The organism is Gimesia fumaroli (assembly GCF_007754425.1).
Lineage (GTDB): Bacteria > Planctomycetota > Planctomycetia > Planctomycetales > Planctomycetaceae > Gimesia > Gimesia fumaroli.
Genome location: NZ_CP037452.1, coordinates 7,272,533 through 7,297,881, shown reverse-complemented (window position 1 = coordinate 7,297,881; position 25,349 = coordinate 7,272,533). Strand labels below are relative to the sequence as shown.

Sequence of the window (25,349 nt, the reverse complement as noted above, 5' to 3'; positions counted from 1 at the left end):
ATCTAATCCAAGCGTAGACGCCTATTTAATAATGGCAGAACCGTAAAAAATCCGGGCGACTGCACCGTTTCTTCATACAGCCGGCCTTCCCATTTTATCCCGGAGCCGCAGCCTGTTGTAAAATCTGGCGAATGATTTCACTCGCGCGGGTCCGCTGGTTTTCACGCACCAGTGATTTGGTAATGACCCGGTGTGCTAAGACGGGGACTGCTAACTCTTTGATGTCGTCCGGTATGACATAGTCACGTCCTTCCGTAAACGCTTTGCTCTGGGCGGCATGGGAAAAGGTGATCGCACCACGGGTACTGACCCCTAATGTGAGTTCCGGGTGGTGGCGGGTCGTGTCCACAATTTCCAGAATGTAATCCGTTAAAGAGTCATCGACGCGCACATTGCTGACGGCCTGTTGCATTTCGCGTAACTGTTTAACAGTGAGAACAGGCTGCAGTGTATTTACTGGTTCACCCGATCGATGTTGGATGAGTACGTCCCGTTCAATTGATCGTTCGGGGTAGCCGATGTCGATACACATCATGAAGCGGTCAAGTTGGTTTTCCGGTAAAGGATAGGTGCCTTCAAATTCAAACGGATTTTGCGTCGCCAGAACGAAGAAGGGGGGCTGCAGTGGTATGGTTTGCCCTTCCACACTCACCTGACCTTCATTCATTGCTTCCAACAGAGCACTTTGTGTGCGGGGCGGCGTACGGTTGATTTCATCTGCCAGCAGGATGTTGGAAAAAATCGGACCTTTACGAAATTCAAATTCACCCAGATTGGGAAGAAAGACATTCGACCCCAGAATATCAGAAGGCAGCATGTCCGGCGTGAATTGAACCCGTTTATAGTTGCAGTCCAGACTTTTCGCGATGGCTTTGGCTAATGACGTTTTCCCTACACCCGGCGCATCTTCGATCAGAATATGGCCTTCCGCCAATAATGTCACAATAGCGAGCTGCACAACTTCTGGTTTGCCGATGAGGACACTGGAAATATTTTCGTGAAGAATTTTGACCAGTTCTGCAGTTTCTTGCTGGGAACTAACTTCCATTTATGATCCATTTCTGATGGGAACGTCTACTGATGTCGCGGAGAGCACTGTGTGTTTCAAGATTCAGAATTACAGAAATCTGTTACTCATTACAACTCATAGTGTATCCAGTTATTAACGCTTATGGAATTATGGGAAAACAAGTAAAATAATTCTGTACAATTGTCGGATTGATTTTCATTATAGAGAAGCCAATTGTAAAGAAAACGAAAATATGATAACAATCAGCGCATGATCACCTCAGCATTTGATTTTCGCAACTTTGTTTCAATGTAGCTGAGATCATGTAATACAGTGGCATCATATATATTTATTATTAATTCATTTTCATCAGGATCATTCAATATGTCGGGCTCAAAACAGACGATTGACCAGTTCGAAACTCTCTCACGGCGAGCTTTTATCAAAACTGGAGCCATCAGTCTGGTTGGTTTGAGTCTGTTAGAGAACCTGGTAATTCAGGAATTGGCTGCGGCCCCTAAGAAACCTGATCAAACAGTTCCTGCGTTGAATCGTTTCCCACGAATGGTGCAGGAATACTTTGTCGGTCGTGTCAGGGAACAGGAAGCCAAAACTATTGCGCGGCTGGATTCACTCAAAACAAAAGCGGACGCAGAAGAATATGTACGTTCTGTTCAGAAACGAATTCAGGAAGCATTCGGACCGAATCCGGAACGGACACCTTTAAAAGCCCGCATCACAAAAACGACAGACCGTGACACCTACACGATTGAAAATGTCATCTTTGAAAGTCGTCCCGGTTTTCTGGTCACGGCGAATCTTTATATTCCCAAAGGAATCACAAAGCCGGTTCCCGGCGTGGTGGGGACCTGTGGTCACTCGCATAACGGAAAAGCAGAAACGGCCTACCAGTCGTTTTCACAAGGCCTGGCTAGAAAAGGCTATGTCGTTCTGATTTATGATCCGATCGGGCAGGGAGAGCGGGTTCAATATTCCGGCGACGATTTGAAGTCGACGATTGGCGTCGGTGTTCGCGAGCATCTGCACGGCGGAAATCAGCAATTTCTGGTCGGCGAAAATTTGTCGATGTGGCGTGCCTGGGATGGCGTTCGCGCACTGGACTATCTGTTAACTCGCAAAGAGGTCGACCCCAAACAGGTAGGGGTCACCGGAAACTCGGGTGGCGGAACGATGACAACCTGGCTGTGTGGGGTCGAACCCCGCTGGTCGATGGCTGCTCCCAGTTGTTTCGTGACCACATTCCGACGTAACATGGAGAACGAACTTCCCGCTGATACCGAACAGTGTCCGCCGAAAGTGTTAGCCCTGGAACTGGATCACGCCGACTTTCTGGCCGCACAAGCACCCAAGCCCGTTCGGATTCTGAGCAAAGAACGCGATTATTTCGATGTCCGCGGTGCCCGGGAAGCTTATCTGCGACTGAAACGGCTATATAAACTGCTGGGTAAAGAAGAAAACGTATCACATTTTGTCGGACCAACCTATCATGGCTATTCGCAGGAAAATCGCGAAGCCATGTATGAATGGTTCAATCAGGCGACCGGTGTCTCCAGCGAAACCAAAGAGCCCAAACTGACGATCGAAAAAGATGAAACCCTGTGGTGCACTCCCAAAGGGTCTGTCGCGGATCTTGGTTCCAAACCGATTCATGTCTTTACTGCCGAACGATCGAAGGAACTGGCGCAGCAACGGAAACCCAAAAAAGGGGCAGCCCTGCAGTCTGCTGTAGCGGAAACACTCCGCTTGAAACATGCCGAGGGGACTCCCGACTATCGCATCCTGCGCAACCGGGGCGGAAAAAACTATCCGCTGAAATATGCGATTACCTATGCGATCGAAACAGAGCCCGGCATTCAGGCAGTCGTTTATCGCGTGTCTGATGAGCGGCTCTATTCTCGACCTCCACAAAATGCGGGTAAACAGGCGACCTTGTATGTTTCCCATGTTTCATCGGATGCAGAACTGCGGGACGAGCCACTGTTGAAAACCGCCAGTCAGGACAAAGACCGTGTGCTTTATACCTGTGATGTGAGAGGGATTGGAGAGTCGATGCCGGATACGACCAATCCAAATTCGTTTTTTACTCCTTATGGAAGTGATTACTTCTACGCCGCGCATTCGGTGATGTTGGATGAACCTTACGTCGGGCAAAGAACATTTGATGTACTGCGCACCCTCGATTGGATGGCTGCGAACGGGCATACCGATATTCATCTGATTGGTCGGGGCTGGGGCGCATTGCCGGCGACATTTGCTGCCTTGTTCTCTCCCCATGTCAAGCAGGTCACGTTGAAAAATGCGTTGACCTCCTATAGCGATATCGCAGAGACGGAACACTACCATTGGCCTTTGTCAACATTGGTACCTAATGTATTGACGTCCTTTGATATGCCAGAATGCTATGCAGAACTGAAAGCAAGCAAAGGTCTTACGCAAATTGCTCCCTGGGGGGCAAAAGGCGCCGACAGCTAAGAACCGACTCAAACAGCCTTGCGTCAACAGGGGCCCGCTCGTCACAATAGTAATCATCAGTGTGAGCAGGCGTGTTTCATTTCTTCGAACAGGAAACTGGCAATATCGTGAGTAACGATCCTACGATGGAAACTTCCGATCTGGAAGCCGTTGAAAAATTACATCAGGCATACGAACGACTGATGCAGGAAGTGAATCGGGTCGTCATCGGACAGCATCAGGTTGTCGAAGAACTATTGATCTCTTTGCTGGCGGGCGGGCATTGTCTGCTGGTGGGCGTGCCCGGTCTGGCGAAAACATTAATCGTACATACACTCGCCGATACCTTGAACCTGTCGTTCAATCGTGTGCAGTTTACTCCCGATCTGATGCCTGCAGATATCACGGGAACCGATGTTATTCAGGAAGACAAAAGCACCGGCAATCGGGATTTCAAATTTCTACCCGGCCCCATCTTTTCAAATGTGGTCCTGGCGGATGAGATCAACCGTACGCCCCCCAAAACACAAGCGGCTCTCCTGGAAGCGATGCAGGAGCATCAGGTCACAGCGGGCGGACGCAAACACAAACTACCCGACCCCTTCTTTGTGTTGGCGACACAGAATCCGATTGAGCAGGAGGGAACCTACCCGCTGCCAGAAGCCCAGTTGGACCGCTTCATGTTTGAAGTCAAAGTCGATTATCCCAGTGAAGAGGAAGAATTCGCTATTGTGCGGCAGACTACATCCGACGATTCCTACTCTGTGAAGAAAGTGTTGGATCTGGATGAGTTGCTGTCGTTTCAATCTCTGGTTCGCAAAGTACCCGTGGCCGATCATATTATCCGCTATGCGATGCAGTTCGCGAGGATGACGCGCATCAGGCCCGGCGAAGATCCGAGCGCGGAAGAGGTGCCCGACTTCATTCGCGAGTTTGTCAGTTGGGGCGCCGGACCCCGTGCCAGTCAGAATTTGATTCTAGGGGCCAAAGCTCGAGCAATTCTTCACGGGAAGTTGTATGTGAGCACGGATGATGTGCGTGCGGTGGCTCATCCGGTTTTGAGGCACCGGATCATTACGAATTTCAACGCGGAAGCAGAGGGAATGACGCCCGATAAAATTGTGGACCGCTTGATTCAACTCATCTCTGTCGATTCCTCTCAGGAAAAACTTGATGGAAGATTACCACAAGTATTTAGATCCGCAGACGCTCGCTAAAATCCAGAACCTGGACCTCGCGGCGCGGCAGATTGTGGAAGGCTATGTCTCTGGTTCCCACAAAAGCCCCTTTCACGGGTTTTCCGCTGAATTTGCACAGCACCGCGAATATTCGGTCGGCGATGACTTGCGCTACGTCGACTGGAAAGTATATGCCAAGTCGGACCGTTATTATCTCAAACAGTACGAAGCCGAGACAAACTTTACCTGTTATATCCTGCTCGATTGCAGTGAATCGATGCGTTATCAATCTGCCAATGCTGCATTATCAAAATGGGAGTATGGCAGACTGGTCGCGGCGGCACTCGCTTACGTTGTCATCAAGCAACAGGATGCCGCCGGACTCTGTACGGTGAATGATCAGGTGCTTGAATTTCTGAGACCTTCCAGTCAACCGACCCATTTGAAGCAGATGTATTATACGATGGAACATACCGAGCCATCCGGTGAATCGGGGCTGGGGAAAGTGTTTCATGAACTGGCCGAACGAATTTCGCGACGCAGCCTGATCATTATCATCAGCGATCTGTTTGATGATCTTGACTCGGTGATGTTAGGATTGAAGCATTTTCGTCATCGCAAACATGATGTCAGCTTGTTGCAGGTGATTGATCCGGCTGAACAGGACTTTCCGTTTCAAGAGCCAGTCCTGTTTAAAGGACTGGAAAACCTGCCCGAACAGATGGCCGAACCGCGCTCGCTGAAGAAAGCATATCAGGCAGAGTTCGAGAAGTTTTTACAAACCGTGCGGCGAGGCTGCCGTGATCTGAAAATGGATTACGGTCTGGTCCGCACCGATCAGTCACTGGATGTGGCATTGTCGACTTTCCTGTCACATCGCCAGTCAAGAATTGGTTCTTAGGTATTTAACGATCTTTATTTCATGTTCGAATTCGCATTGCATCCCATTTTAGCATTTGGTTTCGCCAGCCCCTGGTTATTAATGGGGTTGTTGGCGGCGGGGATACCGGTCCTGATCCATTTGCTACATAAACGAAAGTTTATAGAAACGGAATGGGCGGCGATGAAATTTTTGTTGATCGCGACCAGAAAATATTCCCGACGAGTCCGTTTCGAACAGTTGCTGGTGTTGCTGGTTCGCAGTTTGATTCTGTTACTCCTGGCGATTGCGTTTTCCCGACCTTACTGGTCTGTACAAGGCGGTTTTTTCGAATCTGCGGCCCCCATTCATCGGATCCTGGTGATCGATTCCTCGTTCAGTATGCGCTGGGAGGGTGACGAACAGTCGCTGTTCGAAGAAGCCAAAACGCTGGCCCGTGAGCAGGTTTCCGATTCGAACACAGGAGATGCCTTTCAACTGATTCAGATTTCGAATTCCTCGCCGCAGACTCTGATTTCCCGGCCTTCGCGCCAACAGACGTATGTCTTAGATGAAATCGAACGCATGCAGCCAACAGAGGAATATGGGAACGTAAGTCAAGCCCTGCAGACGGCACTTGATTTTCTGGGACAGGCGCAAGAACTAGGGCAGAAGGAAGTCATTGTCATCAGTGATTTTCAAGCACAAAGCTGGTCGCCTTTGCAATCAGACGAGGGAAGCTCGCGAATTCGGTCTTTGCTGGAAGCGATTTCCAAAAAAGCGACCTTGGTTCTCAAAGATGTCGGTCTGACAGAAGAAACAAATCTGGCGGTGATCGATTTTTCCAGCAAGTCCGTGTTTGCCACAATGAATCAGCCAGTTCGATTTAGTGTCACCTTACATAATTATGGCGGATTGAATCAGGAGCAGGTGAAGCTGCAACTGTTCGTCGATGGTCAACTGGTCAATCAAAAACAGGTGAACCTGCCTGCCAATACGGATACGCAGACCGAATTCACACATAGTTTCTCCAAAGTCGGAGACCATCGGCTGGAAGTCAGGCTCGCTGAGGATCGACTGCCTCTGGATAATCGGCGCTGGATGGTGATGCCTGTCAAGAAAGAAATTAACGTGTTGCTCGTGAATGGACGGCAATCAGGCGAAGCGATGGGCCGTGCTACCGATTATCTGGAACTCGCGTTATCTCCTTCTTTGAAGGAGCAACCCTGGCAGGGGATTATCAAGCCGCACGTGATCAGTGAAGGCGAACTCACAAATACAGAATTGAGCCTGTACGATGCCGTCGTAATTTGTGATGTTGCACTCTTTACAGAGAACGAGCGGGATCTGCTCAAACGCTATGTGAAACGCGGGGGCGGGCTGATCATCAGCCTGGGAGAACAGGTTAACGCTGAAAATTATAATCAGACAATCTTCCAGCCAGACAGTGGTTTACTGCCTTTGAAGTTATTGAACCGTCGTGGTGATGCGGATAAGCCGACGACGCTATTCGAATTTGACCCGTTGAAATATCAGCATCCGGTGATCGAGATTTTCAAAGGAAATCCGGATGCCGGCCTGGAGACCACACATCTCTATGAATATTTCCAGACGGAAATTCTGCCCGATCCCAATACGCGTTTGATTCTGAATTTCGATACGAATGACCCGGCGGTAATCGAGAGCACACTCGGTCGCGGCAAGATTATTATGATCACAACGTCCTTGGATCGGTATTGGGGAACGTGGGCCATCTGGCCGAGCTTTCCACCGATGATGAATGAATTTGTGCTCTATGCCGCAACGGGAAAATGGGGCAAGCGCGAGTCGCTCGTTGGTCAGCCGCTGGAAATAGTAACACAGGAAAATCAACGGACGCTCTCTCCACGGATGATGACTCCCGGGGATCAGGAGTTTCCGTTAAGAAGCGTTCTTGAGAAAGATTCCGAATCCAGAACGATTTCCTTCAATCAGACCTTCCAGTCAGGAATTTATGAATTAGACTGGGGAGCCTCGACTGCTGAGAAGACACTCTTTGCGGTGAATGTGTCTTCGCTGGAAAGCGATTTGAGGCACATCGGCCCCCAGGTGATTCCACCACAATATTTTCGAAGCCAGGCCAGGGCGTCGAGTGTGTCGGATGAACAACCACAGGAGCAGAGTTCCGAGGCCGGTCTGTCTGAAATCCTGCTGCTGACTGTACTGGCTTTAATTGTGGTAGAGCAGTTATTACTCTGGCGGTTTTCCGTCGGCGCACTCTCATTTCTGGCTGTGATGCTGGTATGCTGCCTGAGTCTGTTTTTGCAGCGTTGATCTGTGGTGAGTCTATAATCTGGGAACCGCTTCTGGTATAATCCCCGGTTCACTCTCCGAATTGTCTCCAAAAAACTAGAGGAAACTATACTGCGATGGGTTTGAACAAAAAGCAGAAAAAGCAGATTGATGTGGCGCGTCAAAAGATTCAAAAACTGCGCCAGCGATTAACGGGGGCCAAAGAACAAATGGACGATCCCCAGGAAGTAAAAAATCTCGAACAGGAAATCGCTGCCCAGGAAGATCTGATCAAAAAAGTTCAGGAAGCTTCCTGAACTAATTCAAAAACGCACCACTGATTGATTTGAATTCGTCTCGTAATAAAGTCCGGCATCGTGTCTGTTTCACATCCCCCCACGATTATCGTCGTCCATCCCAAAGAACGAAAAAGTAAATGCACCGTGCAGTCTTTACGCACGCGAGAGGATTTTGTTTTCTGGAAATTTCCCAGGAAAGAACCTGACAAATTAACCAATTATGTCCGCCTGGGAATGGGGGGGCCGCAGATCAGTTCGGCTGATGCGGAATCGGGATTGCTGGTACTGGATGGAACCTGGAGACTGGCCGAAAAAATGGAGCCTGCGTTTGAAGAACTGCCGGTCCGCAGTTTGCCGGCCTGGGAAACGGCCTACCCACGCGTCTCCAAGCAGTTTGATGATCCGGACTCGGGGCTGGCGACTATCGAAGCGATTTTTATTGCCTATCAACTGATGGGATATGAGACGGAAGGCTTGCTGGAAGGTTATTACTGGGCTGACGAATTTCTGGAAAAAAATCGTGATCAGCTTTCGTAATGAAGATCCATTCTCAGTTCATCGCTTGAGTTGGTTTCGTCTTCGGATTTTCAGATTGATAGAAGTGCACAATTTCCCGGAGCTTTTCCCGATTGACAGGCTTGGTCGTGTAATCATTGCAGCCGGCTTCAATACATTTCTGACGATCGCCGCTCATCGCGTGTGCGGTTAAGGCAACGATTGGTAAATCGTATCCTTTCTCCCGCAACATTTTCGTAGCACCATATCCGTCCAGAACAGGCATCGACATATCCATCAGGATCACGTTAAAGGGTTTCCCGTTTTCCAATGCATTGAGAGCCCGTCTGACGGCGATGTCTCCGTTTTCTGCCAACATCACCTGGGCTCCTTCTTTTTTGAGCAAGGTTGAGATCAGACGTTGATTGTCGACCCCATCTTCGGCCAAGAGCACGGAGCAAACCCCTTTGATCTTTTCTCCCGCAGCGCCAGCAGCAAAAATGCCGTCCTGATTACTGACGCGAATTGCTTTCAATGCTGCAGACGGGTTGTCAATCAGCTGAAGTGATTCCTGGTCACCGACACCGATGGTGAGTGTGAATTCGGTACCTTTCTGAGGGACACTTTCACAAACGAGATCGCCCCCCAGCATATTAGAAAGACGCTTACTGATGGCCAGCCCCAAGCCGGTTCCCCCGAATTTTCGACTGGTAGAAGAGTCTGCCTGAACGAAAGGTTGATACAGATTTTTCATCTGCTCGGCACTCATTCCAATTCCTGTGTCTTGGACTTTGAACAGGAGCTTGGAGGGGCCTGCATCCGAGTTCACAAAGGAAGTCTCCATAGTTACTTTTCCGCCATCAGGAGTAAATTTAATGGCATTGCCAACCAGATTGATCAGAATCTGTTTGAGGCGTGTGGGATCACTTTTAATTTCTTTTGGTATTTGCCCCTTGAATGTCAGCTTGAAGCGAATTTCCTGGTTTTCAGCGCGAACGCTCATCAAGGACTGAATTTCTTTCAGCTTCTCCAGTAATGAAAATTCAATTGTTTCGATGGTCAGTTTGCCGGATTCAATCTTCGACAGGTCGAGAATGTCATTAATCAGATCCAGCAGGTAATTTCCATTTCTCTTGATCACATCCAGTAATTTCAAACTGCCCGGACGTCCCCAGCTTTCTTCAACCAGCAAATCGGTATATCCCAGAACGGCCGTCATTGGCGTCCGTAATTCGTGGCTCATATTCGCCAGAAATTCACTCTTGGCACGCGATGCGGCTTCGGCATCTTTATTGGCCTGATTCAGTCGTTCCGCTTTCTCTTCAAGTTCTTTGCGTACGATTTCCAGATTGTCTGTTCGGTCTTTGAGTTCGTTCAGAGCCTGATCTCGAATTTCAGAGACACGGTTGTATTGTTTAGCGATCAATCCCACATCGCTATGTTCGTCCAGATCCTCAATGGGGCTCGAATCACCCTGAATGTGCTGCTCCATCGAATTCAGTAGATCATACATTTCGGTTGTGGCACCATGTTCGGAGATATTCAACCCTATTTCCTCTTCTTCAGGTGTCACGCGCAGGCGAATGTATTTGCTCACAATGCGAAGTGTGACCCAACAGAAAGAGAAACACCAGATAAAACAGACGGCACAGCCCAGCAGCTGGACCAGGAACTGGTGTAGACGTGAATGGACGAGAAATTCTGCAGGCACGAAGATCGCGACGGCAAGCGTTCCCCAGACACCGGCAAAACCATGTACTGGGATCACACCAATCGTGTCATCCAGTTGACTTCGTTCCAGGATCCACGTTCCACATTCCATTACGATTGCAGCCACGATACCAATCATGACCGCCGAAGTATGAGCGACCACATCGCAGCTGGCACTGCTGGCCACAAGTCCGGCCAACAGACCGTTCAGAATATTTTCAATCTCAATATGTTTGCGCTGATAAAATTGCCAGATCAGTAAGGTAATGGCTCCCGCAGCCGAAGCCAGAAAGGTATTGATTAAGATTTGAGGCACATGCGCTGTAAAACCAAATTCGCTTCCGCCGTTGAATCCAAACCAGCCAATCCAGAGAATAAACACACCGGTTGTCGCTAATGTCAGGTTATGACCTTTGAATTTTCGAGCACTTTTCTCACTCGCAAAGCGTCCCAGCCGCGGTCCTAGAATCATGATCGACGCCAAAGCAGCCCAGGCACCAATTGAGTGGACCACGGTCGAGCCACTGAAGTCCTTGAAACCCAGGGATTCGAGCCAGCCAGGCGCTTTACCTGCAAAGTGGCTGGTCCAGGCCCAGTGTCCAAAGACAGGATAAATCAACCCACCCAGAACAATGGAAAGAATGACGTACGCGGTGAAACGCATTCTTTCGGCCGAGGCTCCCGAGGCAATCGTGGTAGCGGTCACGCATAGCATCAACTGGAACAGAAAAAATGCAGACAGAAATACATTGGTTCCGGAATTGATATAAGGAAAGTGAGACGTGCCAATCAAACCACCACTTGTGGTTCCGAACATCAGCCCGAAACCAAAGATCCAGAACAGAATACCAACGACGCTGACATCAACAATATTCTTTATCGCAACATGAATGCTGTTTTTTGAACGGGATAAACCGGATTCCAGGCAACAAAATCCTGCCTGCATAAATAGGACAAAAATACTGCAAACAAGAATCCAGACGATGTCAATTTGTTGATGAAGATCCATTGTGATATCGATTCATTTATCTTGAAGATCAGTTTCTAATGCACTTGCGTCTGCTAAGAGTGTATAAAACACGGATTTGGTTCATTTCGTAGAGAGAATTGATTGAGGCAATTTGGCCACATAATCTCATGTGAGAAAAGCTTATGTTTTCTTGTATCAACATGTGGCTTTAACTCAACAAATTCCCATCGCTGTTCACTTAGGTGAGTAAAGTGCATGAAATGCCTGTATCTTGAAGGAGGGGAAAGATTTAATTTGTCTAGATGTACGAAATAGAGTCGAGAAAAACCTCCCCATCAGCAAGAGGTTGTAATAACTCAACTTAAGAGTCAAATTTAGAGGAGCTCTTAATTCGTAAAACCGCTAAAGGTAGTCAGACTGCTTTAGCCCCCCCGGTCAGAACTCAGTTCAGAAATAATTGATGTCTAAGAAAGCTACGTTGCCAGATTAGTAGATAAAGATTCATTATGGCCCCGATTTCCGTCAGATCGATCGGTGAGAGAAGACCTAAAAGGCATCTACCAGGCTTACTTTGCATCATGGCCCGATCTGAGATATGGTTCTCAAAAGTTCTCACTTTCCAGGCAAGCTTGCACTCCCCATCTGAATAGGTCTGGCCTCAATTCCCGGTAACACACCATCTGGCTGTCACGTTTCAAAGACCGTTCGATACTTTCTGGTCTGCTTTGCTTGATTATTTCGCTTCGCTTGTTAACGTTGGGAAGATTTGCGCAAAAAAAGTTAGTGCAGCCCAAAGATAATGAACATTTGCTGTTAAGGTGATGTGACAAAGTGCCCAGACGCGACGATATTCACAAAATATTGATCATTGGCTCCGGTCCGATTGTGATCGGGCAAGCCTGTGAGTTTGACTATTCCGGTACACAAGCCTGTAAGGCTTTGAGAGAAGACGGTTATGAAGTGGTATTGGTTAACTCCAATCCTGCTACGATCATGACTGATCCCGATACCGCACATCGGACCTATATTGAACCGATTACCTGGCAATACATTCAAAAAGTGATCGAAATCGAAAAGCCAGACGCCTTGCTGCCAACCCTGGGTGGTCAGACTGGCTTGAATGCCGCCATGGATCTTGCCCGCCGGGGAATCCTCGATCAACTGGGGGTCGAGCTGATCGGCGCCAGGGAAGAGGTTATCGCTAAAGCAGAAAGCCGCGATCAATTCAAAGAAGCGATGACTAAAATCGGCCTCGACTGTCCCCGCAGTGCGGTCGTCCATAATATGGAAGAGGCCAATGCCGCAGTGAAGGACATCGGCTTGCCAATCATCATTCGCGCCAGTTATACCCTTGGTGGAACAGGCGGCGGCGTTGCTTATAACCGCGAGGAATTCGAACAAAAAGTACGTAGCGGTCTCGCCCTCTCTCCCGTCAATGAAGTCCTGCTCGAAGAATCGATCCTCGGCTGGAAAGAATACGAGATGGAGGTCATGCGTGACCAGGCCGACAATGTTGTGATCATCTGCGCGATCGAAAACTTTGATCCGATGGGCGTGCATACCGGCGATTCCATTACGGTCGCACCGGCACAAACCCTGACCGACAAAGAATATCAGCGGATGCGCGACGCCACCATTGCCTGTATGCGTGAAATCGGCGTTGAAACGGGCGGCTCCAATGTCCAGTTTGCCATCAACCCCGACACGGGCCGTATGACGATTATCGAAATGAATCCCCGCGTCAGCCGCTCCAGTGCACTGGCTTCGAAAGCGACTGGTTTCCCCATCGCCAAAATCGCGGCCAAACTTGCTGTCGGGTATCGACTCGATGAAATTCGAAATGACATTACCCGCGAAACACTGGCCTGTTTTGAACCCACTATCGATTACGTCGTCACCAAAATTCCCCGTTGGACATTCGAGAAATTTCCCGATGCCGATCCTGTACTGACCGTGCAGATGAAATCGGTTGGCGAAACCATGTCCATCGGGCGTACGTTTAAAGAATCGCTTCAGAAAGCACTTCGCGGGTTGGAGATCGGCCACTTCGGACTGGGAGGTGGCACTAAAGACCTCTGGGGAACTGCGAAACAGCCATCCAAAGATAAAATCCAGGCAAAGCTCTCTGTTCCCAATGAAGAACGCATCTTTTATGTCCGCTATGCGTTCAAGTTTGGATTGACGACCGAGCAGATTCATGAGTTGTGTGATATCGATCCCTGGTTCCTGAATCACATCAAACAACTGGTTGAGTTTGAAGACCAGATTCGTGAGGCTTCCCGTCTGGAAGACATGGACTACGCGTTCATGAAAAAAGCCAAACAGTCCGGCTACTCCGATAAACAACTGGCCTTCTGGCTCGATTCCACTGAAATGGATGTCCGGCACTACCGCAAGAGCCTGGGAATTGAAGCAACTTTCAAACAGGTCGATACCTGTGCTGCGGAATTTGAAGCCTTCACGCCGTATTTCTATTCCACTTATGAGCAGGAAGACGAAACACCAGCGAACACTGATCACAAACGACGCATCATGATTCTGGGCGGCGGACCCAATCGCATCGGGCAGGGGATCGAATTCGATTACTGCTGCTGCCAGGCTTCGTTCGCTCTGCAGGAACTGGGCATCGAAAGCATCATGGTCAACTCGAACCCCGAAACCGTTTCGACCGACTATGACACCTCTGACCATCTGTTCTTCGAACCACTCACGACTGAAGACGTGCTGAATATCTGCGATCGGATGAAACCCGATGGCGTGATCGTGCAGTTCGGCGGTCAGACACCTCTTAACCTGGCTCGTGGACTGGAAGCCGCCGGCGTCAACATCATCGGAACCAGTCCCGAAATGATCGACGCGGCTGAAGACCGCGAACGCTTTCAGGCAATTCTGGAAAAGCTGGAATTGCATCAACCCCCCAACGGCATCGCCACCGATACCGAAAGTGCGCGTACCGTTGCCAACAAAATCAGCTATCCGATTCTCGTTCGTCCCAGTTATGTTCTCGGCGGCCGGGCCATGGAGATCTGTTACGACGAAGAATCTCTCGTGCGTTATATGAATGAAGCGGTCAACGCGTCTCCCGATCATCCGGTGCTCGTCGATCAGTTTCTGGAAGATGCGATCGAAGTCGACGTTGATGCCATTTCCGACGGAATCACCACCCTCGTTGGCGGCGTGATGGAACACATCGAAGAAGCCGGCGTGCACTCCGGAGATTCCGCCTGTGTTCTGCCGCCGCACTCGCTGCCGGATTCTGTGATCGATGAAATCAAACGGGCCACACATGCTTTGGCACGCGAACTGAAAGTCAAAGGACTGATGAATATCCAGTTCGCCGTCAAAAAAACAGACGACGAATACACGGTCTATATTCTGGAAGTCAACCCGCGGGCCAGCCGGACGTCTCCATTTGTCTCGAAAGCCACCGGGCTCTCTCTGCCGCGCGTGGCTGCGAAAGTTATGGCGGGGGTTTCTTTGCTTGAGCAAGGCGTCACCAGAGAACCTGTGCCCAGACATACCTCGGTCAAAGAGAGCGTGTTCCCCTTCTCCCGCTTCCTGGGCGTCGATATTATTCTCGGCCCCGAAATGCGTTCGACCGGCGAAGTGATGGGGATCTCCGAAGGCTTCGCGATGGCGTTTGCCAAAAGCCAGCTTGCCGCCAGTACCAGTCTGCCTTCGGAAGGCACTGTCTTCATCAGTATGGCCGACGTCTACAAAGACATGATGATCGAGCCGGCCCGCCGACTCATCGAACTCGGTTTCAAGATCGTCTCCACTTCGGGAACCGCTCGCGTGTTGAAAGAAGCAGGGATTGAAGTCGCAACCGTCAAGAAGCTCAAAGAGGGACGGCCCAACCTGCTCGACATGATGGCGAATGAAGAAGTACAGTTCATCTTCAATACTCCCAGCGGCAAAGGGTCGCGAACCGACGAAGGAAAAATTCGCTCGGCTTCCGTCTCCTACGGGGTGACTTGTGTGACCACTATCCCAGGCTGTCTGGCGGTTGTCAAAGCCCTCGAGGCCCTCGCTGCCGACCCCACGCCGCAGGTCCGGGCCCTGCAGGACTGGATGGCCGAAATTGAAGTCTGTTGACACAGATTTGACAGCGTGAATTTAATTTGTTTCCTGGACGATAACCACAGTAAAAGCAAACGAACGCCAGATACCACGCGCACTGCCGGACCAGCCGGCAGTGGCACACCGCATCCAATTGTGTGGGGAAATTAGCCGTAGGGCGTTAGCCCAATGGCACTTACTTCACATCATTCTTCCGTCGAATCTGCTCTTTTTTCTCGCTTTTTGAAGTGCGTTGACTTGGGGCGTCGTCGATACGCCTCCCGGGGATATTTGCGACCCGGTCGGTTGGGAAGCTTGTCCTGCATGGCGATGCCCAGCGCGAAACGAAAACGCTCTCGCCAGTCGGCAGCCGTGGTATACATCGACGACATGAGAAACGTCCGGAATGTGGTCCAGATTCTTTTGAAGCTCATGCGACGCGGAGGCTCTTTGATCAGATCTGCCGCCTGCCGCCGAAATTGAACGACCAGATTATAGGCGACCATTGAAGTCAGCAGTTCCTTGTGGAACATCTCCACGCTCCGCGCACGAATGTTTTCCGTATCCAGGACCACTTTGATATTCCGAATATCGGTTTCGACATCGGTCCGCCGCGCATACAGGTCGGACAGTAGCTCGACGGATTCATCCAGACTGGTGACCAGGTACAGCGGCTTCCCTTCGTTCGTTTCGATTTCATGCAGTTGAACCGACAGCACCGCGTCGGCAGGCAAATCGGGATGCTTCTTGCGTTCGCTGGGACTGGGCTGCCACTGACAGGACCAGGTTTTTCTGTCTGTTCCTTCTTTGACCAGAGTGGCAATTTTGCGCAGTCGATCGAACCGCTGCTTAGACAGTCGGAACAGGAATGACAGATCGGCCTGCTGAACCTTGTGGGCCACGGAAAAAATACCATAGCCGGCATCCGCCATGACAATACTGTCAGGGGGCATTTGCGTCAGGCAGTTGTCGATCAGCGTGGTTTCAGACACCGCCTCTGGACCGTACATGGCGCCCACTTCCGGAACCAGGGCAGCGCCGCTGGAGAGTTCATGAGCGACCACCAGCAAAGCCACAGGCCAGACCCCTTCGCCGTATTGATTCGAGGCGGGAGGATACTGCTCCTGCAGTTCTTCTTCTGGCGGCAGTGTGATCGTGGTGCCGTCGATCATAAACACGCGGCGATCCTGAAACGACGCCGGCGATGCTTCGATCATGGACTGACTGACTTCTCTGGCGAGCCATTCTGCAACACTGCACGGCAGACGCGTTCTGGCCCGGCTGTAGGCGCCTGTATTCAGCGAGAGTGTCCCCTCTGAGACGCGTTTATTATCGGGCAGCAGCTCTGGTTTGGAATCCAGCAGTTTTTTGACAGCCGCTTCCAGAGAGGCATCGGGATTCATCCGCTGATACACGAGCATCCAGAGCACGACACTGGTCGTGTAAACGGCGTTCGTACGTGTCGGATATAACTCGTCGGCCTGACTCAGATCGACCAGTTCCTGAATCTGTTCGAAGGCTTTGTCGAATTCTTGATCGAGTTGAGGATCAGCGGGGATTGTTCGTCTTGCACACATGCCAAAATGACTCCTTGTTAGAGAAGTTTTATGTCATGCGCAAATATCATGCCAGTCATGGCGGTTGGAATGATTATTTTTAAAGTAAGTGCCATTAGGCGTTAGCCCCGGTTGGATGCCTTGGGGATGGACCATTCGAATTAAGAAATACTACCTAACGATTCCGGCGTTTGCGTGTCGCGTAGGTTGGGCGGCGTTTTTCTGAGTGGAACACAAAGTAACCGTCGATCTCATGCACGTCTGTGCCGCCGAAAATGCTAGAGAGTCTTTTCTGGTACCATAACCGCCGCCGTGTGACCATTACCATTTGCCCGCCGATCTTCAGGCGGTTGAAGCCTTTCATGATGAAATGTTTGGCGACGGAAAAATCTTCATGGTAAGGCGGGTTCGTCAGAATCCAGTCAAAATCGGTTTCCTGATGATCCTGGAAACCGTCGCTTTGTAGAATGGTGACACCCGCTACATTGTTCTGCTCGGCATTCCGTCGTGCGGTTTTCACTGCCAGTGGATCGACGTCCGTCATTACCACATTTTCCGGCCCTACGATTTTCGCTGCTAGAATTCCCACCACGCCATACCCGCATCCCAGATCCAGCACACGCTGTCCCGGTTCGAACGTCACCGTGGATAACATCGCCTCCGTTCCCCGATCCAGATTTTTAGGAGAAAATAAGTCGGGCGCAGTTTCAAATGTGACGTGCTGACTATGATAGGAAAAGGAAAATGTCATACAGGATCGACAGCCTGGAAATAGAACGGTTTTCTGTTAAGAATCAAGATTCAGGGGAGTACCTTGATTGTCTCGATTCACTCAGCTGGTTACGTTATTAACAGTATCTTCACTGGAAACATACACTTCCAGTGGGGATTTATCCATGACAAGTATCGGTTTTCCGGAAGTGTGAAAGTTTTTTCCGGCACTGATACCTGCACGCAAGGACTTGGCGAATGGAAAAAGCAGCTCAGGCACATTTCAAACCCGGATTAACCACATGGATTCTAACGAGTCTGGTGTTAGGGATCGTCTGTGGTTTGTTTTTTGGTGATCTGTGCACTCCGCTGAAAGCGGTCGGCGATATCTTTATCGGGCTGTTGCAGATGACCGTGCTTCCCTATATCACTCTCTCCCTGATTCTGAATCTGGGGCGGATCTCAATCAAACAGACACGCAATATGGCGTTCACGGTCATCGTATTGCTTTTGATTCTGTGGTGTATCGGCCTGTTCTCCGTCGCTCTGATGTCTCTCTCGTTTCCGTTCTGGCAAAAGGGGGCGTTCTTCAGTACCAGTATTATCGAAGGCCCCAAGACAGAGAGCCTCTACGACTTATTCGTCCCCGCCAATCCCTTTTTCTCGCTCGCCAATAATGCGGTCCCTGCCGTAGTTTTGTTCTCAATCGGTGTGGGGATCGCCTTAAGCAGTATCCCCAGACGGGAACATCTGCTCGATCCCCTCTCCGTGGCTGTCAGCGCGTTGATGAGGCTGAATCGCTTTGTCGTGCACCTTTCGCCGTTTGGCGTCTTCGCGATTGTCGCGTATGCCGTTGGGACATTGCCCTTTGAAAAATTCGGTTTGCTGCAGGCCTATCTCATTACCTATTCTGTTGCGACCATCATGATTACAGTGGGTATTTTGCCGATGCTGCTTTCGATCTGCACTCCCGTCCGCTACTGGGATGCAGTACGCGTTTCACAGCCGGCAGTGATCGCGGCGTTCGTGCTCAGCAGTACGTTTGCCGTGCTGCCCCTGATTGTGGAAGCAGCGCGAGAATTATTAGACCGCTATGAATTGGAAAAAGACGAAACCGGCGGCTCGCCCGATGTGCTGGTGCCCCTCGTCTTTCCGTTTCCCGATCTGGGCCGGATTGTCGGCCTGATTTTTATTCCATTCTCCGCCTGGTTCTATGGTTCTAGCTTAATGCCCGAGCAATATCCCAAGTTTCTCTCGCTGGGAATGGCCGGTTCGTTCGCTAAGCCTGCTGTCACGATTCCCTGGCTGCTCGACCTGATGCATATTCCGCACGATATTTTTCAACTTTATCTGGCGGTCGGCGTCTATACCACACGACTGGGAGATGCGCTGCGGACGGTCTACCTGTTTTCGTTTGCGGTGCTGACTGCTGCTTCACTGTCGGGAACACTCAAAGTGCAGTGGAAACGATTTTTCACATACACGTTTCTTTCACTCTGCCTGGCCGGGGTGTTGATTGCCGGCATTCATACCGTTCTGGAATATACATTTAAGAACCTCTATCAATCAAAGGCGATGATCGCCGATCGGCAGCTCTTGTTTCCCGGCGGTTCTGAGACCATTCTGAAGGAGTCGGCACCCAACCCCGATCCAATTCAAGATGGCGAAACTCGCATCGATCGCATTCGCAGACGCGGGTCAATCCGCCTTGGTTTCGACGCCAAACGCTTACCTTTTTCATACTTCAATGAACAGGGAGAGTTAGTTGGCTTCGATATCGATATGGCTCACCGTCTGGCTCTGGATCTCGGAGTGGGTATCGAATTTGTTCCCTTCACACCCCAGACCCTGATCAAGCAATTGAACGAGGATCACTTCGACCTGGCGATGTCGGGATTAGAAGGCACCATCGAACGGGCGACCGCGTTCCCAGTTGCTGATTCGTATATGGATGTCACATTGGCCATTGTCCTGCCCGACTATCGCAAGGTCGATTTTCTGGAATTCGAAGTCTTACGGCATTCACCCCAACTGAAAATCGCCGTTGTCGCCAATAGTTTTTTTGACGAAAAGGCCCACGAATTCTTTCCCAACGCAAGCTTCGTTTCCATCAATTCCGAAGAGGACTTCTTCCAGGAAAAAGCAGAGGGTGCCGATATCATGGTCACCAGTGCGGAAGCGGGCGCTGCCTGGACGCTGCTCTATCCGGAGTTTTCCGTGATTAATCCTTTCAAGAAAAACGTCCGCGTCCCCATGTATTATCTCGGTGCACACGACATCGAATTTGAAGAGTTCATGGAAGTCTGGCTCGAACTCAAAAAGAAAGAAGGCGTATTCGACACACTCTATAACTACTGGATCCTCGGCAAAGACGACGCCGTCTCCCAGCCCCGCTGGTCCATCATCCGCAATGTCCTGCACTGGGTCGATTGAAATAGAAAAAGACACTCTCTGGTGTAGGGGCGGGTCTATGTGCCCGCCCGCAGGGGTAGGATTGAGTTCATCGTCTAAGGAAAGAAATTTTTAGCTGGTCCCCTCGACAGAGTAATCTAAAAACAAGTTCGCAAGGCGGGTAGCCACACAGGACTACCCCTACGATCTCAAGTAGTTTCGTACCAGAAAAATCAGCCAGGGGTACCTTGCTTACAAAAGATTAATCCCGTTTTTTGAGTTCCTGTTCAATCACGCGTGCCGATTCGTTTCCCTGGGCGGTCGCACCGGTGGCATTGAAGTGAACATTACCCGGCTTGGTCCACCATTCTTTGTGATGTGGTTTGGTAAAGCCGTAAAGATCGTTGACGCCAATTTCGGGATACTCTTTGAGCACTTTCAGCGCGACTGCATTGTACTTCGCGGCGTCGCCGGCAACCCGTCCCGGTTCGCCCTCCGGTACGGGAGTGGTCGTTACAAAGATTAATTTGGCCTGCGGGGCCAGTTCTTTGAGGTAAGCGATCATCGCACGCAGGTTCTTTTCATAGTCTTCCAGAGACGTGACCTGCTTGCCGTTCTTCCGATCCAGTTTGCGTCCGTTCAAATATTTCAGATCGTGCAGGCCGACGTTGAAATGGATCACATCCCAGTCAAAGCCCCAGTGGTCTTTCACCTTTTCGTCGCGCATCGTATCGTGCATCGTTTTCATTTTTTGAATGAATGAAGAGGAATCGCCGCCGTTACAGTACAGGCGATAGACGTTGGCTTTGCCTTTGAGCGCATTGCGGGTGGCATCGGTATAGGCGATCGAAATGGAGTCACCATACAGAAACACGTTCGGCAGTTTGGGATTATTTTCTACAAACTGAAACGTAGCCCGTTTCAGAAATCGAGGTGATCGTACCAGTTTTTCCCAAGCGTCTTTGGCCTGCTGCTCTGCAAATACAGATTGAGTTAATGTGAGTAGACAGAGTGCGAACACAGGAATCAGTTTGAACGGCTTCATGGTATTTCTTCTAAGTAAAAAGGAATCAATGGCAGAATGAGGAGTCGGCCACAATACTGGCCTGCTCCCATTTTGGGGTGAATTGATCCCGAACAGCAAGTAGATTTACTCAGGTTTCTGAAAAATCAGCGCATCTGAAGAATGCCGCAATTCAATGTCGTTTTGTGTTGGGTCCGGAATGGGAAAACCATAGAATAGACGGACTGGCCAATTCCATTTGCTGATTTCTGAGGGAGTGCTCACATGAGGTTTTACTGTCTGTTCTGTCTGATGATTGTCGCTGTCCTTTCCCTGTCAGGCTGTGAAAAGCCAGACTCAGAAACACCTGCGACAGTGGTCGAGCAGGGTGAAGCAGCAATTCAAACAGAAGCGGATTCCGATCTCCCCATAGCCGGAATGGGAATTATGGTCGGGGAAGTCACTCCCGACAGCGCGCTGGTGCAAGTGCGACTGACAGAAACCGACAAACTGGTCGACCGTGATGTCAAAGGCATGCCGGGCGTTGTGCAATTCACACTGACACCGGTCTCAGTAGAAAAATCCGAGGCCGTCAAGGATAGTCCACAAGTGATCCAGGCGGCCGCCGACCATGACTTTATTGCACGGGCCGCGTTTACCGGATTAAAACCAGGAACGAAATACGAATGCAAAACCGAGATTGGAACCACCGCGGAACAATTACACGCTGGTCCCACCGCTCATTTTGAAACGTTACCCGGTCCCACTCTGGCCGAGACAGTTGATTTTGTCGTCGTGACCGGCATGAACTATGCGAAGTTTCACGGCGATCAGCGCATCGATAAAAAACAGCATTTAGAAGAGAATAATACAAAGCTGCCGCAACCTTACGCCGGCCCTGATAAAAATCTGGGATATCCCGCGCTGGAGACGATTCTGAAGTTGAAGCCGAACTTCTTTATCGGCACTGGCGATAATGTCTATTATGACACGCCCGATAAACCCCGAGCGAAGACGATTCCTGAGATGCGTCGGAAATGGCACGAGCAGTTCGTGCAGCCGCGATATCGTGATCTGTTTGCGGCCGTGCCGACCTATTGGGAAATTGACGATCACGATTACCGCATCGATGACGGCGACAACACGGGCGATCATCATCCCACTCCGGAAGAAGGCCGCCGGATGATGCTGGAACAGCTGCCGGTCGCACCGATGAATGATGAGGATGCTAAAACCTATCGCACGCATCGTGTGAGCAAAGACCTGCAAATCTGGCTCCCGGAAAACCGCATGTACCGTAGTCCGAATGCGATGGAAGATGGCCCGGAAAAATCAATCTGGGGTAAGGAACAATTAGCCTGGTTAAAGCAGACACTCAAAGAGAGTGACGCGACCTTCAAGATTCTCGTCTCGCCGACACCGATGATTGGCCCCGACGATTTACGCAAGACTGACAACCACTGCGACATCGGTGGCTTTCGCTATGAACGTGATGCGTTCTTCAAGTGGCTCAAAGAGAACGGTCTGGATCAGCAGAACTTCTTCATCGTCTGTGGCGATCGGCACTGGCAGTATCACGCTGTCGATCCGAGCGGATTCGAAGAATTTTCCTGCGGCGCGCTGGTCGATGCGAATTCCCGTTTAGGCCGCAAGCCTGGCGATCCGAAGTCGACCGACCCCAAAGGACTGATCAAGCAGCCCTATTATCAGGATCCACGATCAGGCGGATTTCTGCAAGTGAAAGTGACACCGGCTGATAAACAGCAGCCGGCGACGCTTTCGTTTCTATTCTATGACGAGAAGGGCAAGCTGCTCTATCAGCATGACATTCCCCAGATGAAAAAATAGCGTGGCTACTATTCTTTGAAGTCTGTATTAGCGGTTTTGAGATCGAGCGGTTTGATCCAAACGTTCCGGTAACGCACGTCGTGTCCTTCACACTGGAGCTTGATTCCGCCGGGAGTATCGGTGATGCCGAACCCGTTGTCGTTGCCGCCATCCAAGCCGGAATTCGGGCCACCCCAGACTTTCTCGATGATCACGTTTTTGTGAACTTTTTTGCCGTTGAAATAGACGGTGACCATCGGCTTTTCAACAAGCTTCCCATCTTTAAAGCGGGCGGCTCGAAAGGTAATGTCGTAGGCGTTCCATTTTCCAGTGCCGTTGTAAGCATGGTACGGAGATTCAGTTTTGTTGATGACGGCCCCCATGCCGTGCTTGGTTTTGTCGCCGTCGAGAACTTGAATTTCATAGCGGTTCTGCAGATAGACGCCGCTGTTTCCGCCAGGCTTCATCACCAGAAATTCCACATGTAACCGGAAGTCGCGATATTTCTTTTTAGTCACGATGTCTGCGGCCCCGTATTTCCCGCCTGCAGCCGCCGGGTCGTCGGTCATAATCACGGTGCCGGCATCAACGGGATCGTCGACTACTTTCCACTTGATGGGGAGCGACGAACTGAAACGCGGACCTTTCCAGTAGGTCCATTTATCGTCGAGTTTCTTCCGGTTGCCATCCAGCAGGATTTCTGCATCGGTGGGTGGCTTGGCTGAAACGCCGACTTCTGCTCGTGCCTTTGAGACGAGCAGAGTGAGCATAAAAAGTGAACACAGACTGGTAACAAGTGGAGTGATGCGCATGGTGGTTCCTTCTGGTTAACGGTTATAGCGAATCTGCATTATCTTCTATTTCAACTATGAGAACAATTGATCCATACTGGTGTGGGAAACTAAAGTGTGATTATGATCAGATTGCCATTTTACCGGGCACATTAGGAGTCACACGAGCACAAGAAAAACTCACTTTTGAAAATTTTTGAAATTGTGGAATACTGATGAGATTGGTCGGGGGTTAATTAATCAGGCAGAGCCAAGTCTCGATTTTTGAATTAAGACGTTATGGACCAGCTATTTTCGCTTAGGGAATTTCTGGGATGGTTTCGACAGCATGAACGCAGGAATAGATTTGCATTGCGTCGTGCTGATGAAGGCAATGATCAAGGCTGAATGGGATTGAACCAATTGGCATGGGATTCGCTTTAAATGAATCTGTGAGTTCGTTCAGCGGACGAATGAGATGATGTCATTTAGGTTACTTTGGTTTCTGATGACTTTAACAGGAAAGGAAAAACGGGTTACAGCTGATTCAAACGTCCAAAGACGAGAGTCATTAAAATACATGAGAACAGTCTGGTTGCTCCCTCCTGTATCCCTGCCTCATTAACAGTTTCTTCCCGCTGAAGAAATTGACTCGCTTGATTTTATCGTTTTTATTTTTGAAGGAAATTCCATGTTTAGCAGGCACACTTTACGCAAACGTGGCTTCACTCTGATTGAATTATTAGTAGTGATTGCCATCATCGCAATTTTAATTGCATTATTATTACCCGCGGTTCAGCAGGCACGTGAGGCAGCTCGCAGAAGCACATGCAAAAACCACCTGAAGCAAATTGGGTTGGCGATGCACAATTATCACGATACGTTTTCTCGCTTCCCGATTGGCGAGCAATCTCCTTATTATCGGGCCAACTGGCGCGCACCGATTTTACCGTATCTGGATCAGGCTCCTGCATATAATCAGATGAATTTTGACGTCAGTACATCGACGGGAGGTTTTGCTTCTCAGAATAGTGGTGGCTCCTATGGATATGGTACTGGAGCGGGTACGAATGAAGTTTTAAAAACCTTACGTGTTCCCGTTTATAATTGTCCCTCCAGTCCACACTCCATCTCTTCGAATGACAATGGGATGAATAACTACGATCAGGGACAGACGATGGATTATGTTGGTATCGCCGGTGCCACACCCGCACCGGGAGCCCAAACGGGTGTCTGTTCTGCAACAGGTGCCGGTTACGGGAATGGTACTTACTGCAATAATGGCCTACTGGCACCCAATGACTGTTTTCGAATGCGTGATGTCAAAGACGGCACATCGAATACGATCATCGTGGGAGAACAGTCGGGACAGGTGAATGGGAAGGACAGCCGTTCGAACTACTATGGTGGTTGGAGCGGGATTGGATCTGGTTCGAAAGTTCCGTCACTGGGATCAGGTTCAAACTGGGGTTCAGGTACGACGACTGTGATGTATTCGATCAACAGTTTCTGGGATACTACTGCAGGCGATGAAGCATTCCGTCCCTACGGTGCCAACACCGTCCTGGGATCGTATCACACAGGTGGGACTCATGTACTACTGACAGATGGTGCCGTGCGATTTGTCTCTGAGAATGTTGACTTTGGCACACTGGCAAACCTTTGTGCCAAGAGTGATGGCCAGGTCATCGGTGAGTTTTAATCATTCCTCGAAGCGAATTTCGTTATCATGAAGCTGATGTAAAGGCCCCGATCAATTAACAGACGGG

General features: G+C 50.0%; 16 protein-coding genes. 10 read left to right on the top strand and 6 right to left on the bottom strand.

Annotated elements, in window-relative coordinates; genetic code table 11:
- Window positions 1-94: 94 nt before the first annotated feature.
- A complete protein-coding gene (locus tag Enr17x_RS27560; RefSeq protein ID WP_145313358.1) occupies window positions 95-1,048 on the bottom strand; it encodes an AAA family ATPase in 954 nt (317 codons plus the stop codon).
- Between the two features lie 345 nt (window positions 1,049-1,393).
- Here Enr17x_RS27560 and Enr17x_RS27555 point away from each other — a divergent pair, with 345 nt between their 5' ends.
- From Enr17x_RS27555 to Enr17x_RS27530, 6 genes are all read left to right on the top strand, one after another.
- Window positions 1,394-3,502, top strand: a complete 2,109-nt coding sequence (locus tag Enr17x_RS27555) for an alpha/beta hydrolase family protein (RefSeq protein WP_145313356.1) — start codon at window positions 1,394-1,396, stop codon at window positions 3,500-3,502.
- A 125-nt stretch (window positions 3,503-3,627) separates the two neighbouring features.
- Entirely contained in the window at window positions 3,628-4,698 is a 1,071-nt protein-coding gene (locus tag Enr17x_RS27550; RefSeq protein WP_145314228.1) for an AAA family ATPase, read from the top strand.
- On the top strand, window positions 4,655-5,560 hold the full coding sequence (locus Enr17x_RS27545) for a DUF58 domain-containing protein (protein ID WP_145313354.1): 906 nt from the start codon (window positions 4,655-4,657) through the stop codon (window positions 5,558-5,560). Before Enr17x_RS27550 ends, Enr17x_RS27545 begins: the two co-directional genes overlap by 44 nt.
- Window positions 5,561-5,581: 21 nt before the next feature.
- A complete protein-coding gene (locus Enr17x_RS27540) occupies window positions 5,582-7,831 on the top strand; it encodes a VWA domain-containing protein (RefSeq protein ID WP_145313352.1) in 2,250 nt (749 codons plus the stop codon).
- A gap of 95 nt (window positions 7,832-7,926) precedes the next feature.
- Window positions 7,927-8,106 carry a hypothetical protein gene (locus Enr17x_RS27535; protein ID WP_145313350.1) on the top strand — a complete coding sequence of 60 codons (180 nt, stop codon included), beginning with the start codon at window positions 7,927-7,929 and terminating at the stop codon, window positions 8,104-8,106.
- Between the two features lie 60 nt (window positions 8,107-8,166).
- Window positions 8,167-8,625, top strand: a complete 459-nt coding sequence (locus tag Enr17x_RS27530) for a DTW domain-containing protein (protein WP_145313348.1) — start codon at window positions 8,167-8,169, stop codon at window positions 8,623-8,625.
- A gap of 13 nt (window positions 8,626-8,638) precedes the next feature.
- Here the strand turns inward: Enr17x_RS27530 and amt are convergent, their stop codons facing one another.
- The gene (gene amt / locus Enr17x_RS27525; protein WP_145313346.1) at window positions 8,639-11,302 is read right to left on the bottom strand and encodes an ammonium transporter; all 2,664 of its coding nucleotides are present in this window, start codon (window positions 11,300-11,302) and stop codon (window positions 8,639-8,641) included.
- Window positions 11,303-12,094: 792 nt separating this feature from the next.
- Here amt and carB point away from each other — a divergent pair.
- Entirely contained in the window at window positions 12,095-15,358 is a 3,264-nt protein-coding gene (carB, locus tag Enr17x_RS27520; RefSeq protein WP_145313344.1) for a carbamoyl-phosphate synthase large subunit, read from the top strand.
- Window positions 15,359-15,528: 170 nt separating this feature from the next.
- On the opposite strand, the gene Enr17x_RS27515 is transcribed toward carB, so the two are convergent.
- Window positions 15,529-16,899, bottom strand: coding sequence for an IS4 family transposase (locus Enr17x_RS27515; protein WP_145308077.1), 1,371 nt, complete (start codon window positions 16,897-16,899; stop codon window positions 15,529-15,531).
- A 154-nt stretch (window positions 16,900-17,053) separates the two neighbouring features.
- Window positions 17,054-17,629 (bottom strand): class I SAM-dependent methyltransferase, encoded by a 576-nt coding sequence (locus Enr17x_RS27510; RefSeq protein ID WP_145313342.1) that lies wholly within the window; start codon window positions 17,627-17,629, stop codon window positions 17,054-17,056.
- Window positions 17,630-17,847: 218 nt separating this feature from the next.
- Between Enr17x_RS27510 and Enr17x_RS27505 the strand changes: the two genes are divergently transcribed.
- Window positions 17,848-20,022: a cation:dicarboxylate symporter family transporter gene (locus Enr17x_RS27505; RefSeq protein ID WP_145313341.1), complete on the top strand. Its 2,175-nt coding sequence runs from the start codon at window positions 17,848-17,850 to the stop codon at window positions 20,020-20,022.
- A gap of 220 nt (window positions 20,023-20,242) precedes the next feature.
- On the opposite strand, the gene Enr17x_RS27500 is transcribed toward Enr17x_RS27505, so the two are convergent.
- Window positions 20,243-21,025, bottom strand: coding sequence for an SGNH/GDSL hydrolase family protein (locus Enr17x_RS27500; RefSeq protein ID WP_145313339.1), 783 nt, complete (start codon window positions 21,023-21,025; stop codon window positions 20,243-20,245).
- Between the two features lie 243 nt (window positions 21,026-21,268).
- Between Enr17x_RS27500 and Enr17x_RS27495 the strand changes: the two genes are divergently transcribed.
- Complete coding sequence (locus Enr17x_RS27495) at window positions 21,269-22,831, top strand: alkaline phosphatase D family protein (RefSeq protein WP_232100875.1); 1,563 nt, start codon at window positions 21,269-21,271, stop codon at window positions 22,829-22,831.
- An 8-nt stretch (window positions 22,832-22,839) separates the two neighbouring features.
- Here the strand turns inward: Enr17x_RS27495 and Enr17x_RS27490 are convergent, their stop codons facing one another.
- Window positions 22,840-23,580: a 3-keto-disaccharide hydrolase gene (locus Enr17x_RS27490; protein WP_390622556.1), complete on the bottom strand. Its 741-nt coding sequence runs from the start codon at window positions 23,578-23,580 to the stop codon at window positions 22,840-22,842.
- A gap of 691 nt (window positions 23,581-24,271) precedes the next feature.
- Here Enr17x_RS27490 and Enr17x_RS27485 point away from each other — a divergent pair.
- Entirely contained in the window at window positions 24,272-25,282 is a 1,011-nt protein-coding gene (locus Enr17x_RS27485; protein WP_145313335.1) for a DUF1559 domain-containing protein, read from the top strand.
- Window positions 25,283-25,349 lie beyond the last annotated feature (67 nt).

Coding starts and splice junctions, on each gene's coding strand:
- Enr17x_RS27560 (WP_145313358.1), bottom strand. CDS start 1,048: ATGGAAGTTAGTTCCCAGCAAGAAACTGCAGAACTGGTCAAAATTCTT.
- Enr17x_RS27495 (WP_232100875.1), top strand. CDS start 21,269: ATGAGGTTTTACTGTCTGTTCTGTCTGATGATTGTCGCTGTCCTTTCC.
- Enr17x_RS27555 (WP_145313356.1), top strand. CDS start 1,394: ATGTCGGGCTCAAAACAGACGATTGACCAGTTCGAAACTCTCTCACGG.
- Enr17x_RS27545 (WP_145313354.1), top strand. CDS start 4,655: ATGGAAGATTACCACAAGTATTTAGATCCGCAGACGCTCGCTAAAATC.
- Enr17x_RS27505 (WP_145313341.1), top strand. CDS start 17,848: ATGGAAAAAGCAGCTCAGGCACATTTCAAACCCGGATTAACCACATGG.
- Enr17x_RS27515 (WP_145308077.1), bottom strand. CDS start 16,899: ATGTGTGCAAGACGAACAATCCCCGCTGATCCTCAACTCGATCAAGAA.
- Enr17x_RS27485 (WP_145313335.1), top strand. CDS start 24,272: ATGTTTAGCAGGCACACTTTACGCAAACGTGGCTTCACTCTGATTGAA.
- Enr17x_RS27500 (WP_145313339.1), bottom strand. CDS start 21,025: ATGAAGCCGTTCAAACTGATTCCTGTGTTCGCACTCTGTCTACTCACA.
- Enr17x_RS27540 (WP_145313352.1), top strand. CDS start 5,582: ATGTTCGAATTCGCATTGCATCCCATTTTAGCATTTGGTTTCGCCAGC.
- Enr17x_RS27490 (WP_390622556.1), bottom strand. CDS start 23,580: ATGCTCACTCTGCTCGTCTCAAAGGCACGAGCAGAAGTCGGCGTTTCA.
- Enr17x_RS27510 (WP_145313342.1), bottom strand. CDS start 17,629: ATGACATTTTCCTTTTCCTATCATAGTCAGCACGTCACATTTGAAACT.
- amt (WP_145313346.1), bottom strand. CDS start 11,302: ATGGATCTTCATCAACAAATTGACATCGTCTGGATTCTTGTTTGCAGT.
- Enr17x_RS27535 (WP_145313350.1), top strand. CDS start 7,927: ATGGGTTTGAACAAAAAGCAGAAAAAGCAGATTGATGTGGCGCGTCAA.
- Enr17x_RS27550 (WP_145314228.1), top strand. CDS start 3,628: ATGGAAACTTCCGATCTGGAAGCCGTTGAAAAATTACATCAGGCATAC.